The organism is Xanthomonas arboricola pv. populi, from assembly GCF_002939945.1.
Classification (GTDB): domain Bacteria; phylum Pseudomonadota; class Gammaproteobacteria; order Xanthomonadales; family Xanthomonadaceae; genus Xanthomonas; species Xanthomonas arboricola_A.
Genome location: NZ_MDEB01000004.1, coordinates 313,245 through 327,070, shown reverse-complemented (window position 1 = coordinate 327,070; position 13,826 = coordinate 313,245). Strand labels below are relative to the sequence as shown.

Here is a 13,826-nt window from a genome sequence, read left to right as displayed (position 1 = left end):
CCATGCTCGATAAAGTCGTCATCGCCAACCGAGGTGAAATCGCGCTGCGCATCCTGCGCGCGTGCCACACGCTCGGCATCCGCACGGTCGCGGTGCATTCCACGGTCGACCGCAACCTCAAGCACGTGGCCATGGCCGACGAGTCGGTGTGTATCGGCCCGGCCGCCTCCAGCGACAGTTATCTCAACATCCCGGCGCTGATCGCCGCGGCCGAGGTCACCGATGCGCAGGCCATCCATCCCGGCTACGGCTTTTTGTCGGAAAACGCCGACTTCGCCGAGCGCGTGGAAGAATCCGGCTTCATCTTCATCGGTCCCAGGGCCGACACCATCCGCCTGATGGGCGACAAGGTCGAGGCGATCCGCGCGATGAAGGCCGCCGGCGTACCGTGCGTGCCCGGCTCGGGCGGCCCGCTGGGCGATGACATCGTCGCCAACACCAAGGTGGCGCGCGAAATCGGCTACCCGGTGATCATCAAGGCCGCCGGCGGCGGCGGCGGGCGCGGCATGCGCGTGGTGCATTCGGAGGCCGCGTTGAAGGCCGCCATCGAAACCACCAAGTCCGAAGCCAAGGCCGCTTTCAGCAACGATCAGGTCTACATGGAGAAGTTCCTGGAAAATCCGCGTCACGTGGAAATCCAGGTGCTGGCCGACGGCCAGGGCGGTGCGATCCATCTGGGCGAACGCGATTGCTCGATGCAGCGCCGCCACCAGAAGGTGGTGGAAGAAGCGCCGGCCCCGGGCATCACCGAAGAACTGCGCAACGAGATCGGCAAGGTCTGCGTGGATGCCTGCATCCGCATCGGCTATCGCGGCGCGGGCACCTTCGAGTTCCTGTTCGAAGGCGGGCGTTTCTACTTCATCGAAATGAACACGCGTATCCAGGTGGAGCATCCGGTCACCGAGCGCATCACCGGCATCGATCTGGTCTGCGAGCAGTTGCGCATTGCCGCCGGCCGCAAGCTGACCATCAAGCAGAGCGACATCGTGCTGCGCGGGCATGCGATCGAGTGCCGCATCAATGCCGAGGACCCGGAGACCTTCATGCCCAATCCGGGCCTGATCACCGCGTTCCATCCGCCCGGCGGCCCGGGCGTGCGGGTGGATACGCACATCTACGCCGGCTACAAGGTGCCGCCGAACTACGATTCGATGATCGGCAAGCTGATCGTGCATGGCCCCGATCGCGAGACCGCGATCGCGCGCATGCGTGTGGCGCTGAGCGAGATGGTGGTGGACGGCATCAAGACCAACATCCCGCTGCAGCAGCGCATCATGCGCGACAAGGGCTTCCAGGCCGGCGGGCAGAACATCCACTATCTGGAAAAGCGCCTGGCCGAGCGCAAGAACAAGTCGATCGCGCTGACCTGATCGCAGCAGGCAGAGCACAAAAAAGCCCGGGAAACCGGGCTTTTTTGCGTTGTTTCCCGGTGCATCGCGCCGGCAGTGCCTCACGCAGACCAGGCACGCGGCCAGCCGACCCATGCGTAGGAGCGCACCCGGGCGCGACCGCGCTTTATCGGTGGAACCTCGTGGCGCCCAGGTGCGCTCCTACGGGATCCTGGGTGCTGCCGGATCCGCTGCGCAGATCTCCAGTCGTCCGCGCGGATGCGCATCGCGCCCGCATCGGAGCGCGATGCGCTGCATCGTTCAACGCCGCGGCGCAGGCTGCTGGCTGCCCGGCACCGGCACGATGCCGCTGGAGGAGGCCGGGTCGACCACGGTCATGGTTTCGGTGGAGCCATCCGGCCACACCACCTGGAAGGTGGAGCCGGCCGGCAATGTCGAAAACGGCATCGCGCTGCTGGCGCGGTACACCGCGGCCACCTGGCTGGCGCCATGCCGTCGCTGCTGTTCGTCGGCGGTCACCGTGGTCGACTTGACCGACAGCGGCTGGTAGCGGTGATCGGCGGTGTCGATCATCACGATGCCCACCGCCGCAGCCGAATACGCCACGAACAACGCGACCCAGAACCAGAACTTGGCGCCATGCGCCAGGCGACGGTAATTCATGACTGCGCTCCCGGCTCGGAGACCAAGCTATCGACCATCTCATCCACTCTGTCTGCTCCCTGCCGCGGCACCGCGGCATCGAATACGAACGACACGAAATCCTGCGCGCTGTCGCGCGAGCAGATGCCCGCGTTGGCGCAATAACTGGTGACCAGGGTGCTGTCTGCGCTGCAATCCAGCCCCAGCCGGCACGCGGCCACCTGCCAGGCCAGCTCGGCGAACTGATCGCCGGCCACATAGCCGACCAGGCTGTCATCGCCACTGGCACGCGCGCCCATTGCCGGCGCCAGCGCCAGATAGGCCTCCGGATCGCGCGAGGCCAGCACGCGCTGCACCAGCGCGCGCCGGTAGGTCGGCGAGCGCTGCAGCGGCTCGCCCAGCGCCAGCAACGCCGCCTCGGCAGCCAGGTTGCCCGCACGCGCGGCCGCCTGGCGTTGCTGCGCCACCAACCGCGGGCTCAGGCCATCGCTGGGCGCAAAGCCGGCGCAGCGTTGCGCCACGCGCGTGCGCGCGGCGTGCATCGCCACCACGCCGGGCGTGTGTTGTGCGGCGATCCATGCGCTGTCGGCGGCGTAACCGGCCGGGCTGGACGCATACGGCGCGCAGTAATCGTAGACGCGGCTCAGGCGCCAACGCGCCTGCGCATCGCCGGCGCGCACCTGCTGCTGCAATTGCTGCGCATAGCGATACAGGTCCGGCTGCGCGTCCACCGCATCGCGGTACGGCAAGTGCAAGGCAGCGCTGCGTTCGGCGGGCGCGTGCGCCACCGCTGCAAGCGCGCCTGCGCGGGCACTGCCTGCAGCCGCTGACGGCGTTGCAATGGGCGAATCGCCCGGTTGCGCGCGCACATGCCACCAGGCCGCCGCCGCGAGCGCGACGGGAGCCAGCAACAGCCAGAGATGGCGGGCACGAGCAAGCGGCATGGACAGCGGCGACCCTGCTGCGGAAAGCCCCGCAGCGATGGCGCGGAGTCTAGCACCCGCCTCCGCACGCGCTGGCGCGCAAGCGGACGCTGCCGTTGCGAACTGCGGACGGTGCGCTGCATGAGGAAGGTGCGCTGCATGAGGACGGTGATCTACGCGGGTGTGGCGTGAGCGACGCGCAGCGGGGGTTTGGTTGCCGGCGCGTCCGCGTCATGCGCCGGCAGCGGTTGGCGGCACGGCGCTGATTCCGCTGATCAGGCGACGGCATCCGCCGTGTCGTGCGCTCGACGCATCCACCCAGCCTCCGTCGCGCAAGAGTCCGCCTGCACGAATGGTCTACGATGCACGCTTTCGAATTGCCCGACCGCCACGATGCCGTTTCTTGAACTGACCCTGCCCTGCTCCGACGCCACCCAGCCCCGTTACCAGAATGCGCTGGACGATATCGGCGCGCTGGCGGTGACGCTGCTCGACGCCAATGCCGACACCAGCAACGAGCGCGCCATTCTCGAACCCGGCGTCGGCGAAACGCCGCTGTGGAACACGATGGTGCTGAATGCACTGTTCGACGACGCCAGCGATGCGCTGGTGCTGCTCGCCGCGCTGGAGGCGTTCGATCCCGGGCTGGACTGGAGCCAGGTCGCGTTCCGCACGGTCGAGGACAACGATTGGGAACGCGCCTGGATGGATCAGTTCAAGCCGATGCAGTTCGGCGCGCGCACCTTCATCGTGCCGTGGAATCACGCGCTGCCCGAGGCCGCGCAGGCGCCCGACGCGGCGGTGATCCGTCTGGATCCGGGCCTGGCGTTCGGCTCGGGCACCCACCAGACCACTGCGCTGTGCCTGCGCTGGCTGGACAGCCTGGCCGGCAGCGGCGAGCTGCAGGGCCGCAGCGTGCTGGATTTCGGCTGCGGCTCGGGCATTCTCGCCGTCGCCGCGCTGAAGCTGGGCGCCGCCAGCGCGGTGGGCGTGGACAACGACCCGCAGGCGCTGCTGGCCACTGCTGACAATGCCGAGCGCAACGCCTTGCAGGCGCAGCTGGCGGTGTACCTGCCACAGGACGAGCCGGTGCAGACCTATCCGGTGGTGGTCGCCAACATCCTGGCGTCGGCGCTGGATGCGCTGGCCGACACCTTGTCCGCACGCGTGGCACCGGGCGGACGGATCGCCTTGTCGGGCATCCTGCACGGCCAGGAACAGGAGTTGCTGCACCGCTACGCGCCCTGGTTCGAGCAACTGCGCTGCGAACGCGACGAAGACTGGATGCGCATCGACGGCGTGCGCCGCCACTGACCCAGCCTCGCGTCAGTGCGGTGGCCGGCCGGCGCGGATCTGCGCGGTGGTCACCGCATCGGCCACGCTGATGGCACGCAGGCGGGTCACCGCCTGCCAGCCGGCACGCCGCAGCGCCGCGCTGCGCCATGGCCCGGCCTGCCGGGCCACATGGACACGCAAGCCCAGCTCGGCCAGCAGCAACGCGGCCCAGACCGGCAGCGACCACGTCTGCATGCCCAGGCTCGCCAGGCCGGCGGCCAGCGCCAGCAATCCCACACTCGCTGCCAGCAGCCGCCAGTGCCGCTGGCGCAGCGCCCACCACCGCGGCGCCAGCCCGGCCGACCACTGCGTGCCCTCGACCACGGCGGTCCACGCGTCCTGGCGCTGCCAGACCTGATAACACGGCGCGCCACGAAAGCGATTGATCGCCGGATCCAGCGGCGAATGTGCCGGCCATGCGTCTGCAGGCGGAGCGGCTGGCGGCGTTGCCGGCGTGGCGGCGCGGGCGGATTTGGGGGCGGCTGGCTCGACCATGGACGTCCTCCTTGAGTTCGCTGTGATCCCGTCATCATTGACGCCTAGACAGTATCGCAAACATATCGGCATATGAAAGGCATACGAACTATCCCTGATTGCTGCTAGGGCTATATCTCCCGGCCCGTTCCCATTCACGGTGCCGTGTGAGCAAGTTGTACGAACGCGTCCGCGAAGCCCGCGCTCTGACCAAGCTGACCCAGGAAGCCCTGGCCGGCGAGCTGGGCGTGACCCGCAGCGCGGTGGCGCAGTGGGAGATGGCCGAAGGCACCGCGCCCTCGGTGGAAAACCTGATCGGCCTGGCCAAGCGCAGCGGCATGGCGTTCGAATACCTGGCCACCGGCCGCGGCGAGCGGACCTTCGGCCCACCGGTGTCGGCCATCGCCGAAGAACCCGCGCAGTACCGCCGCCTGGACGACCAGCAACGCGTGCTGCTGACCCGCTTCGACACGCTGGCCCCGCGCCAGCGCAGCGGCCTGCTCGATCTGTTGCTGGCCGAGGGCAAGACGCGGCGCAGGCGTTGATTCGGGATTCGGGATTCGGGATTCGGGATTCGGGATTCGGGATTCGGGATTCGGGAACAGGCTGCTTGGGGCGTCGTTCTCAAGGCAAGCTCGGAGTTGGCAGCTAGCCCAATCGGATGCGGATGACGTGGCGCCGGCAATTCCGTTTGCACGTTGGCTGGACTGCGGGCTTTGCTGGAATGCGGCACTTGGCTGAGACAGGGGGTAACAGCGGCGCGACGGCCGGCCACCCGACGGATGCGTGCCCACAGTCGATGGAAGCGGCATCGGGGCCTGCAATTGCGTGTCGCGCACACGCATGACGCACCCGGGTTCGCCCATCGGCGTGCGCGTGGTTGAATAGCGCTCTTCCCGCTGCACGCCTGCCGATGTCCGAGACTCCGCCACCGCGCCGCCCCCTGGCCACGTTCCTGCGTGCGACGCCGGCCGCCCCATCGCTGATGCCGACCCCGGTGGTGCCTGCTGCCGAATCGCCGATGCACGTGCCGCCAGTGCCGGCCAGCGCACTGGTGCCGGCGCCGTTGGCGGAGCCGGTGGCCGCACCGGCGGCGCCGATCGTGTCGCTGCCATTTGAGCCACTGGTGGCCGCGCCACGCAGCGATGACGCTGTGCCGGCGGACTTCCTCCTGCCACGCGGCGATGCCGGCGAGACTGCGGCAGATACCGCCGGGCCGGACCGGCTGGCGTGGACCACATCGACCATGCGCCAGCTGCCCGGCGATCGTGTGGACGGCACAGCGGCCGGCCCCAGCGACAACCACGCCGCGCTCACCGGCACTCCCGCTGCACAGCCGACCGCTGCGCATCCGAGTGGCGTGCCTGCCGGCGGCATGACAGGCACGGACCAGGAGCGTCAGCACAGCTCCGTGTCGGCGCCAGCATCCGAGCGCGCCGCCACGCCCGCGTCCGGCACCGATCTTGACGTGGACACCGAGCCAAGCGGCAGCGACGCAGACGCTGCCAAGGCAGCGGCGCCTGCCCAGTTCCAGCCACTGCCGGCCCAGGCCGCGCCTGCGTTCGCACGCCGCGGGCTGACCCGGCCACGGCTGCGCGCCAGCGGCCGCCAGTGGGCGTTGCTGGTCGGGCTGGTCGGCCTGCTGGCGTTGCAGATCGTCATCGCCGACCGCGCGCAGCTGGCCGCCGATGCGCGGTGGCGCCCGCTCGTCGGCGCCGCCTGCGCGGTGGCGCGCTGCACGCTGCCGGCCTGGCGCGAACCGGCCGCGCTGACCTTGCTCAATCGCGATGTGCGCCCGCTGCCCGGTGAGCCCGGGGTCCTGCAGATCCAGGCCAGCTTTCGCAACGAGGCGCGCTGGGCGCAGGCCTGGCCTTGGCTGCAGCTGTCGCTGTCCGACGCCGACGGGCGGGTGATCGGCACACGCGTGCTGGCGCCGCAGGAGTATCTGGGCCAGCCGCCCGCCGCGCAGGACACGCTTGCGCCGGGCCAGGCGGTGCAGGTGGCGTTTCGTGTGCGCGAACCGGCTGCGAGCACGGCCGCCTTCAGTTTCGACTTCCGCTGAGCGAACACGACCTGCACCGATGGCCACACGGGCGTGGCGAGCAATGAGGTCACGCGTTAGACTCACTCTCCCTCGCCGGCCACGCGTCCCGGCTTCGTGACACTGGGAAACCTCCTTTGAACGCAGCCCCCACTCGTCCTGACACCGGTCGTGGCGCCCCGAAGTCGCCGCTGCGCGAACACGTGGCCCAGTCCGTCCGCCGTTATCTGCGCGACCTGGACGGCAGCGACGCCGACGATGTGTACGAAATCGTGCTGCGCGAGATGGAGATTCCGTTGTTCGTGGAAGTGCTCAACCACTGCGAAGGCAACCAGAGCCGCGCGGCCGCAATGCTGGGCATTCACCGCGCCACGCTGCGCAAGAAGCTGAAAGAGTACGGGCTGACGTAGGACGGGAATCGGGAATCGGGAGTGGGGAATCGTTGGAGCGTTGGGGTCTGGCAGTGCGCTAGCTGGCACGCTTGGTGATGACGCGGCCGATGGCCGATCTTCGTTGCGTGGTGTGGAATGCGCAGTGTGTTGATGCCGGTTAGGACTGCCCAAAGTATTCCCTGTTGATCCCACGCCTAGGCGCAGGACTTCCGTCGCCCAGCGTGGCGCGCCTGGCGCGCCTTCTTCATCTGATCGGGCCAACCGCCGCGTCTCCGGCGGTTGGCGGCAATGCTGGATCGGCAATGCCGATCGCCTGGGCGAGTGGATTGCTCAGTTCGGCAATTGCGTTATCGCTGCATGATCCGCTGCGGAGGCCGGGCCGCTGCCATGGTCCGGCACGATGGTGGCGAGCGTGTCGAACGGATCGTCGAACTTCTCCACCACGTTCTTGTCGTCGTCGATCTGATAGGCCGTGTCGGCCTCGACGCCCTCTTCTCCGGTCTTGGCAATGATGTTGGTATAGCGCTTGCCGTCCCAGCAGCGGAAGATCAGCACCGAGTCTTCGCCGCCGGTCAGGGTGGAGCCCAGGCTGCCGATCAATCTGCTGTTGGCGCCCGCCGTCAGGATGCTGTTCTTTCCGGCGGTCAACTTGCTGCGGTCGCCCGCCATCAGCGTGCAGTCGTCGCCTGCGGTGAGCCTGCTGCGGTCCCCGGCGGTGAGGAAACTGTTGCTGCCGGCCAGCAACTTGCTGCGGTCGCCGGCGATCTGGGTGCTGTCGGCGCCCGCGATCAGCTTGCTGCGGTCGCCCGCCGTCTGCACGCTGCCCATGCCGGCGATCAGCGTGCTGCGCGAACCGGCCGTCTGCGAGCTCAGCTTGCCGGCGATCAGCATGCTGCGATGGCCGGCAATCTGGGTGCTTTCGTGCCCTGCGATCAACGAGCTGCCATAGCTGGCGATCTGGTTGCTGCCGTAGCCGGCCGTCAGATAACTGCGCACGCCGCTGGTCAAGCTGCTGCCATAGCCGGCAATCAGCGAGCTGTCCTGCCCCGCGGTCTCGGTGCTGCCGTAACCGGCGGTCAACGAGCTGTTGTCCTGCGCGATCAAGGTGCTGCCGTAGCCGGCGGTCAGGGTACTGTCGCCACCGGCGGTCTGGCTGCTGCCGTAACCGGCGATCAGCGTGCTGGAGAACCCGGCGATTTCGGTACTGCCGTACCCCGCAGTGAGGTCGCTGCCGGTGCGGGCGGTTTGCGTGCTGCCGTAGCCCGCGGTCAGCGAGCTGTCGTTGCCCGATGTCTGCGTACTGCCATAACCGGCAATCAGAGAGCTGTCGGCACCTGCGGTACCGGTGCTGCCATAGCCGGCGGTGAGGTCACTGCCGTCCTGCGCCGTCTGCGTGCTGCCATAGCCGGCCGTCAGCGAGCTTTCTCCGCCGGAGGTCTGGGTACTGCCGTAACCGGCGATCAGCGAGCTGTCGTTGCCCGATGTCTGCGTACTGCCGTAACCGGCCGTCAACGAGCTGTCGCCGCCGGAGGTTTGCGTGCTGCCATAGCCTGCGATCAGCGAACTGTCCGCCCCCGCGGTTTCCGTGCTGCCGTAACCGGCGGTCAGCTCGCTGCCATGCCGCGCGGTCTGGGTGCTGCCATAGCCGGCCGTCAGCGTGCTGCCCCCGCCTGCGGTCTGGGAACTGCCATAGCCGGCCACGATGGTGCTGTCGGATCCGGCCACGCCGGTGCTGCCGTAGCCGGCGATCAACTCGCTGCCATTGCCTGCGGTTTCGGTACTTCCATAGCCTGCGATCAGCTGACTCTGATCGGCGCCGGTGAGCGTGCTGCCATAGGTGGCGATTTCGCGCGTGCGCAAGATCGCATTCGAAGGCTGTGCGGCCTGTGGATCGATGCCGCTGGCCGCTGCTGGACGTGGCGCGGTGGAAGGCGCGCCGCTTTCGACGACAGGTGCAGTGAATTGCGCCTGCGCTGCCTTGGGAATGAAATCCGCGGCAACGATTGCAGGCAGCTCCGGCGGGGGCGGCGCGTGCTGCGCAATGCCCGCAGCAATGCACTGCATGGCGCCGGCACGGTTGCCGGCGTAGACCACCTCGGCCCGGGGAAACTTGATCATTCCCTCCTCGCCCAGCCAGATGATGTCGGCGGTATCCACCATGCAGACCACCCAATGCGCATCGGCATGCATGTTCAGATGCGCATTGGTTCCCTGCCCCCACAACAGGCCGGTCAAACCGTTTTCCTGCTTGATGGTGGGTTGCCAATGCCGGCATTCGACACTGCCTGACTGCGGCCAGATCAGACCGCAATGATCGGACATGTTGTTCGTGCACGTGCGTAAGGCCAGGACTTTTTCGCGATTCATGGGCTTGCTCTCATAGGGATGTTCCGGGCAGCCGCGCAAACCGGCGTGCATGCCCTGGCCAATCGAGGGATGCGGATCATCCCGCCGCCATGGCGAGACGGATCCGCCCATTGGCAAGGGCAGTCGCGGTACTGCGACGGTTGGTCATCGACGAACGCCACCAGGCGCACGTGCGCTGCGGTGTCTTGCTTGAATCGCAGGGTCATGGACGGCCGTGACGGCAAGACGCAGCGGGGGAGTGACGGCAAGGCTGGCTCCTGCGCGACAGCCGTTGCAGCAAGTAGCGACGTAACGCCTCGCCGAGAGCGTCGTTGCTGGTGAACCGGTTGAGCGAATCGGTCAGCGAGCACAGATCGTCGGTCAGCCCGGCGTGGCCACTGTCGCCGCAGCAGAAGACAGGTTCGCATTACCGAAGAACAGATAGCTGCCCCACGCCCGGGGACCGGTTTTTTTGATCAATCTGCGACCGGTTTCGGATTGTGTTCGTCAGTGCACGTCCCGAAAAAAAAGAGTTTCGCGCAGCCATCGAATCCCGTCGCGGCAGCATGCCGGAATGAAGTGGAACACCCTCACCGTGCGCAGCCATGCACACCACGCAGCGTGGCAATGCCGTGCGAGGCTTTAAAATGAGGAGCGGTTGATTCGATGTCCGTGATCCATCGTCGCTTTCAGACGATGCACCGTTGGCAGTTTCATCCTGGCAATGACTGCCCGGAGCGATAACTGGCGTCGGGCAACATGCGCCTCAACGCGCAAGCAGCAGCAACCGGTTGCGACGGGCTGCCTGGCAGGTACACCGCAGCGTCGAACGTATCGCTCGTTGCGACGCATCGCATGACGATCGAAGCCCAGGCACTGCTCCGGCCGGAGTGCGTCGTCTTCGTCATCGGGTGCACGGCGCCGCTGCAAGCCGTGCACCAAAGTGCGTCACGCGCTCACGCCCAGCCGCAGGGGATCAGAAGGAACAACACCGGGGCGGCGACGCCCACCGAGTCCAGGCGATCGCGCACGCCGCCATGCCCAGCGCGACAGACCACCGCGGCACCAGCAACGACACCGCAGCCGCAGCCGCAGCGAGCGTCACCTGGCTGGCGGTGATGTCGCGCGTGCCCAGCATCGGCCGCAGCAGCGCCGGGTAGCGTCCTTTCAGCGCACAGATCGATGCCATCGCAGGGTGTTGAGCCCATTCGAGCGCTGGTGCAGCCTACAATATCGGCTGCCCCGCCTTGATATCCCCACCGATGGCCTCTGACTTCCTGCCCGTGCGCCGGGCCCTGCTCTCCGTTTCCGACAAGACCGGCCTGGTCGATCTGGCCCGCGCGCTGGCAGCGCGCAACGTCGCGCTGCTGTCCACCGGCGGCACCGCCAAGGCGCTCCGCGAGGCGGGCCTGCCGGTCACCGACGTTGCCGAGCTGACCGGTTTCCCGGAGATGATGGACGGCCGCGTCAAGACCCTGCACCCGCTGGTGCACGGCGGCCTGCTCGGCCGCGCCGGCATCGATGAGGCGGTGATGGCCGAACACGGCATCGTGCCGATCGACCTGCTGGTGCTGAACCTGTATCCGTTCGAGTCGGTGACCGCCAGGGCAGACTGCACGCTGGCCGATGCGGTGGAGAACATCGACATCGGCGGCCCGGCGATGCTGCGCTCGGCGGCCAAGAACTTCGCCCGCGTGGCGGTGGCCACCGACCCGGCGCAATACGCCGAGCTGCTGGCCGAACTCGATGCCAACGACGGCCAGCTGTCGGCGGCCAAGCGCTTTGCGCTGTCGGTGGCCGCGTTCAACCGCGTGGCGCAGTACGACGCGGCGATCAGCAACTATCTCTCGGCCGTGGCCGACAGCGCCGAACGCGTGCCCACGCGCAGCCCGTTCCCGGCGCAGATCAATTCCAACTTCGTCAAGGTGATGGACCTGCGCTACGGCGAGAACCCGCACCAGGCCGGCGCGTTCTACCGCGACCTGTATCCGGTGCCGGGCACGCTGGCCACCTTCCAGCAGTTGCAGGGCAAGGAGCTGAGCTACAACAACCTGGCCGATGCGGATGCGGCGTGGGAATGCGTGCGCCAGTTCGATGCGCCGGCCTGCGTGATCGTCAAGCACGCCAACCCCTGCGGCGTAGCGGTGGGCGCCGCCTGCGGCGATGCCTACGAGCTGGCCTATGCGACCGACCCGACCAGCGCCTTCGGCGGCATCCTGGCCTTCAACAAGACGCTCGATGCAGCGACCGCGAAAGCCATCCTGGACCGCCAGTTCGTCGAAGTGCTGATCGCCCCGGACTACGCGCCCGGCGCGCTCGACTACGCGACCAAGAAAGCCAACGTGCGCGTGCTCAAGATCCCGCACGGCAACGGCCTCAACAACTACGACACCAAGCGGATCGGCTCGGGCCTGCTGATGCAGTCGTCCGACAACCGCGGCATGTCGTTGGGCGAACTGAGCGTGGTCACCCAGCGCGCGCCCAGCGAGGCCGAACTGGGCGATCTGCTGTTCGCCTGGCGCGTGGCCAAGTACGTCAAATCCAACGCCATCGTGTATGCCAAGGACAGCCGCACCATCGGCGTGGGCGCCGGGCAGATGAGCCGCGTGGTCAGTGCCAAGATCGCCGCGCTCAAGGCCGAGGAAGCCAGGCTCACGGTGGCCGGCTCGGTGATGGCATCGGATGCGTTCTTCCCGTTCCGCGACGGCATCGATGCCGCCGCCGCTGCCGGCATCCAGGCGGTGATCCAGCCCGGCGGCTCGATGCGCGATGGCGAAGTGATCGCCGCCGCCGACGAACACGGCATCGCGATGGTGTTCACCGGCGTACGGCATTTCCGGCACTGACGTGCCGGGAATGGGGAGTTGGGAATCGGGAATCGGCAGAGCGGTTCCCTGGATGCCACTCCACATCGTACGGCCTGCAGAACCAAAGACTTTGCTATTCCCCATTCCCTATTCCCCATTCCCGGCACTCACATGAAAATCCTCGTCATCGGCTCCGGCGGCCGTGAACATGCCCTGGCCTGGAAGATCGCGCAGTCCGCGCGTGTGAGCGAGGTGCTGGTGGCACCCGGCAATGCCGGCACCGCCACCGAAACCAAGTGCCGCAATGTCGCGATCAAGGTCGACGACCTGGACGGCCTGCTCGCCCTGGCGCAGCGCGAAGCGGTGGCGCTGACCGTGGTCGGCCCGGAAGTGCCGCTGGTGCTGGGCGTGGTCGATCGTTTCCACGCCGCTGGCCTGCGCATCTTCGGGCCCACTGCCAAGGCCGCGCAGCTGGAAGGCAGCAAGGCCTTCGCCAAGGATTTTCTCGCGCGCCATGGCATCCCCACCGCGTATTACGCGGTACATACCGACGTGGACGCAGCGCTTGCGTACGTGCGCGAGAAAGGCGCGCCGATCGTGGTCAAGGCAGATGGCCTAGCCGCCGGCAAGGGCGTGATCGTGGCGATGACGCTGGGCGAGGCCGAAGACGCGGTGCACGACATGCTCTCGGGCAACGCGTTCGGCGATGCCGGCGCGCGCGTGGTGATCGAGGAATTCCTCGATGGCGAAGAAGCCAGCTTCATCTCCATGGTCGACGGCAAACACGCCTTGCCGATGGCCACCAGCCAGGACCACAAGCGCGTCGGCGACGGCGACACCGGCCCCAATACCGGCGGCATGGGCGCGTACTCGCCGGCCCCGGTGGTGACGCCGGAAGTGCATGCACGCGTCATGCGCGAGGTGGTCGAGCCGACCGTGCAAGGCATGATCGCCGACGGCGTGCCGTTCACCGGGTTCCTGTACGCCGGGCTGATGATCGATGCGCACGGTGCGCCCAAGGTGATCGAATTCAACGTGCGCTTCGGCGACCCGGAGACCCAGCCGGTGATGCTGCGCCTGCAGTCGGACCTGGTGGATCTGCTCGACGCGGCCATCGACGGCAAGCTCGACACCGCGCAGGCGCACTGGGACCGGCGCCCGGCGCTGGGCGTGGTCATCGCCGCAAGGCCCTATCCAGAGGCCCCGATCACCGGCGAGGTCATCAGCGGCCTGGACGCAGTGCCGGCCACGGCCAAGGTCTTCCATGCCGGCACCGCATTGACTGCAGACGGTGAGGTGGTCAGTGCCGGTGGCCGCGTGCTGTGCGTTGCCGCGCTGGGCGACAGCGTGCAGCAGGCGCAGCGCAACGCCTATGCAGGCCTGCAGCCGATCCACTGGGCCAGCGCCTTCCAGCGCAGCGACATCGGCTGGCGTGCGATCGCCCGCGAGCAGGATGCACAGGCCTGAGCGCCTTGCCTCCGGCACTTGATACAACGCGGCTACTGACAAAGGACTAG

General features: G+C 67.8%; 11 protein-coding genes and 1 pseudogene. 7 read left to right on the top strand and 5 right to left on the bottom strand.

Annotation, left to right across the window (positions count from 1 at the left end; all coding sequences use genetic code 11):
* Positions 1–2: 2 nt before the first annotated feature.
* Positions 3–1,370: an acetyl-CoA carboxylase biotin carboxylase subunit gene (gene accC, locus XaplCFBP3123_RS13665; RefSeq protein WP_104534523.1), complete on the top strand. Its 1,368-nt coding sequence runs from the start codon at positions 3–5 to the stop codon at positions 1,368–1,370.
* Between the two features lie 279 nt (positions 1,371–1,649).
* Here accC and XaplCFBP3123_RS13660 read toward each other — a convergent pair whose 3' ends face one another.
* Together XaplCFBP3123_RS13660 and XaplCFBP3123_RS13655 are read right to left on the bottom strand one after the other, a co-directional pair.
* Complete coding sequence (locus XaplCFBP3123_RS13660) at positions 1,650–2,012, bottom strand: hypothetical protein (RefSeq protein WP_104534522.1); 363 nt, start codon at positions 2,010–2,012, stop codon at positions 1,650–1,652.
* Positions 2,009–2,935: a hypothetical protein gene (locus XaplCFBP3123_RS13655; protein WP_104534521.1), complete on the bottom strand. Its 927-nt coding sequence runs from the start codon at positions 2,933–2,935 to the stop codon at positions 2,009–2,011. The genes XaplCFBP3123_RS13660 and XaplCFBP3123_RS13655 overlap by 4 nt, the downstream gene beginning before the upstream one ends.
* A 372-nt stretch (positions 2,936–3,307) precedes the next feature.
* Between XaplCFBP3123_RS13655 and prmA the strand changes: the two genes are divergently transcribed.
* Positions 3,308–4,228, top strand: a complete 921-nt coding sequence (gene prmA / locus XaplCFBP3123_RS13650) for a 50S ribosomal protein L11 methyltransferase (protein ID WP_104534520.1) — start codon at positions 3,308–3,310, stop codon at positions 4,226–4,228.
* A gap of 12 nt (positions 4,229–4,240) precedes the next feature.
* On the opposite strand, the gene XaplCFBP3123_RS13645 is transcribed toward prmA, so the two are convergent.
* Entirely contained in the window at positions 4,241–4,744 is a 504-nt protein-coding gene (locus XaplCFBP3123_RS13645) for a hypothetical protein (protein ID WP_104534519.1), read from the bottom strand.
* A gap of 146 nt (positions 4,745–4,890) precedes the next feature.
* On the opposite strand from XaplCFBP3123_RS13645, the gene XaplCFBP3123_RS13640 reads away from it, so the two are divergent.
* From XaplCFBP3123_RS13640 to fis, 3 genes are all read left to right on the top strand, one after another.
* On the top strand, positions 4,891–5,268 hold the full coding sequence (locus XaplCFBP3123_RS13640) for a helix-turn-helix transcriptional regulator (RefSeq protein WP_104534518.1): 378 nt from the start codon (positions 4,891–4,893) through the stop codon (positions 5,266–5,268).
* Between the two features lie 368 nt (positions 5,269–5,636).
* The gene (locus XaplCFBP3123_RS13635) at positions 5,637–6,785 is read left to right on the top strand and encodes a DUF3426 domain-containing protein (RefSeq protein WP_104534517.1); all 1,149 of its coding nucleotides are present in this window, start codon (positions 5,637–5,639) and stop codon (positions 6,783–6,785) included.
* A gap of 116 nt (positions 6,786–6,901) precedes the next feature.
* Positions 6,902–7,174 (top strand): DNA-binding transcriptional regulator Fis, encoded by a 273-nt coding sequence (gene fis, locus XaplCFBP3123_RS13630; RefSeq protein ID WP_104534516.1) that lies wholly within the window; start codon positions 6,902–6,904, stop codon positions 7,172–7,174.
* A gap of 312 nt (positions 7,175–7,486) precedes the next feature.
* On the opposite strand, the gene XaplCFBP3123_RS13625 is transcribed toward fis, so the two are convergent.
* Positions 7,487–9,523, bottom strand: coding sequence for a hypothetical protein (locus tag XaplCFBP3123_RS13625; RefSeq protein ID WP_104534588.1), 2,037 nt, complete (start codon positions 9,521–9,523; stop codon positions 7,487–7,489).
* A 950-nt stretch (positions 9,524–10,473) separates the two neighbouring features.
* A pseudogene (locus tag XaplCFBP3123_RS13620) lies at positions 10,474–10,691 on the bottom strand (hypothetical protein); the annotation flags it as partial.
* 73 nt (positions 10,692–10,764) lie between these two features.
* Between XaplCFBP3123_RS13620 and purH the strand changes: the two are divergent.
* The gene (gene purH, locus XaplCFBP3123_RS13615) at positions 10,765–12,348 is read left to right on the top strand and encodes a bifunctional phosphoribosylaminoimidazolecarboxamide formyltransferase/IMP cyclohydrolase (protein ID WP_104534515.1); all 1,584 of its coding nucleotides are present in this window, start codon (positions 10,765–10,767) and stop codon (positions 12,346–12,348) included.
* Between the two features lie 132 nt (positions 12,349–12,480).
* Positions 12,481–13,776, top strand: coding sequence for a phosphoribosylamine--glycine ligase (gene purD / locus XaplCFBP3123_RS13610; protein ID WP_104534514.1), 1,296 nt, complete (start codon positions 12,481–12,483; stop codon positions 13,774–13,776).
* Positions 13,777–13,826 lie beyond the last annotated feature (50 nt).

Coding starts and splice junctions, on each gene's coding strand:
- accC (WP_104534523.1), top strand. CDS start 3: ATGCTCGATAAAGTCGTCATCGCCAACCGAGGTGAAATCGCGCTGCGC.
- XaplCFBP3123_RS13660 (WP_104534522.1), bottom strand. CDS start 2,012: ATGAATTACCGTCGCCTGGCGCATGGCGCCAAGTTCTGGTTCTGGGTC.
- XaplCFBP3123_RS13655 (WP_104534521.1), bottom strand. CDS start 2,935: ATGCCGCTTGCTCGTGCCCGCCATCTCTGGCTGTTGCTGGCTCCCGTC.
- prmA (WP_104534520.1), top strand. CDS start 3,308: ATGCCGTTTCTTGAACTGACCCTGCCCTGCTCCGACGCCACCCAGCCC.
- XaplCFBP3123_RS13645 (WP_104534519.1), bottom strand. CDS start 4,744: ATGGTCGAGCCAGCCGCCCCCAAATCCGCCCGCGCCGCCACGCCGGCA.
- XaplCFBP3123_RS13635 (WP_104534517.1), top strand. CDS start 5,637: ATGTCCGAGACTCCGCCACCGCGCCGCCCCCTGGCCACGTTCCTGCGT.
- XaplCFBP3123_RS13625 (WP_104534588.1), bottom strand. CDS start 9,523: ATGAATCGCGAAAAAGTCCTGGCCTTACGCACGTGCACGAACAACATG.
- purH (WP_104534515.1), top strand. CDS start 10,765: ATGGCCTCTGACTTCCTGCCCGTGCGCCGGGCCCTGCTCTCCGTTTCC.
- purD (WP_104534514.1), top strand. CDS start 12,481: ATGAAAATCCTCGTCATCGGCTCCGGCGGCCGTGAACATGCCCTGGCC.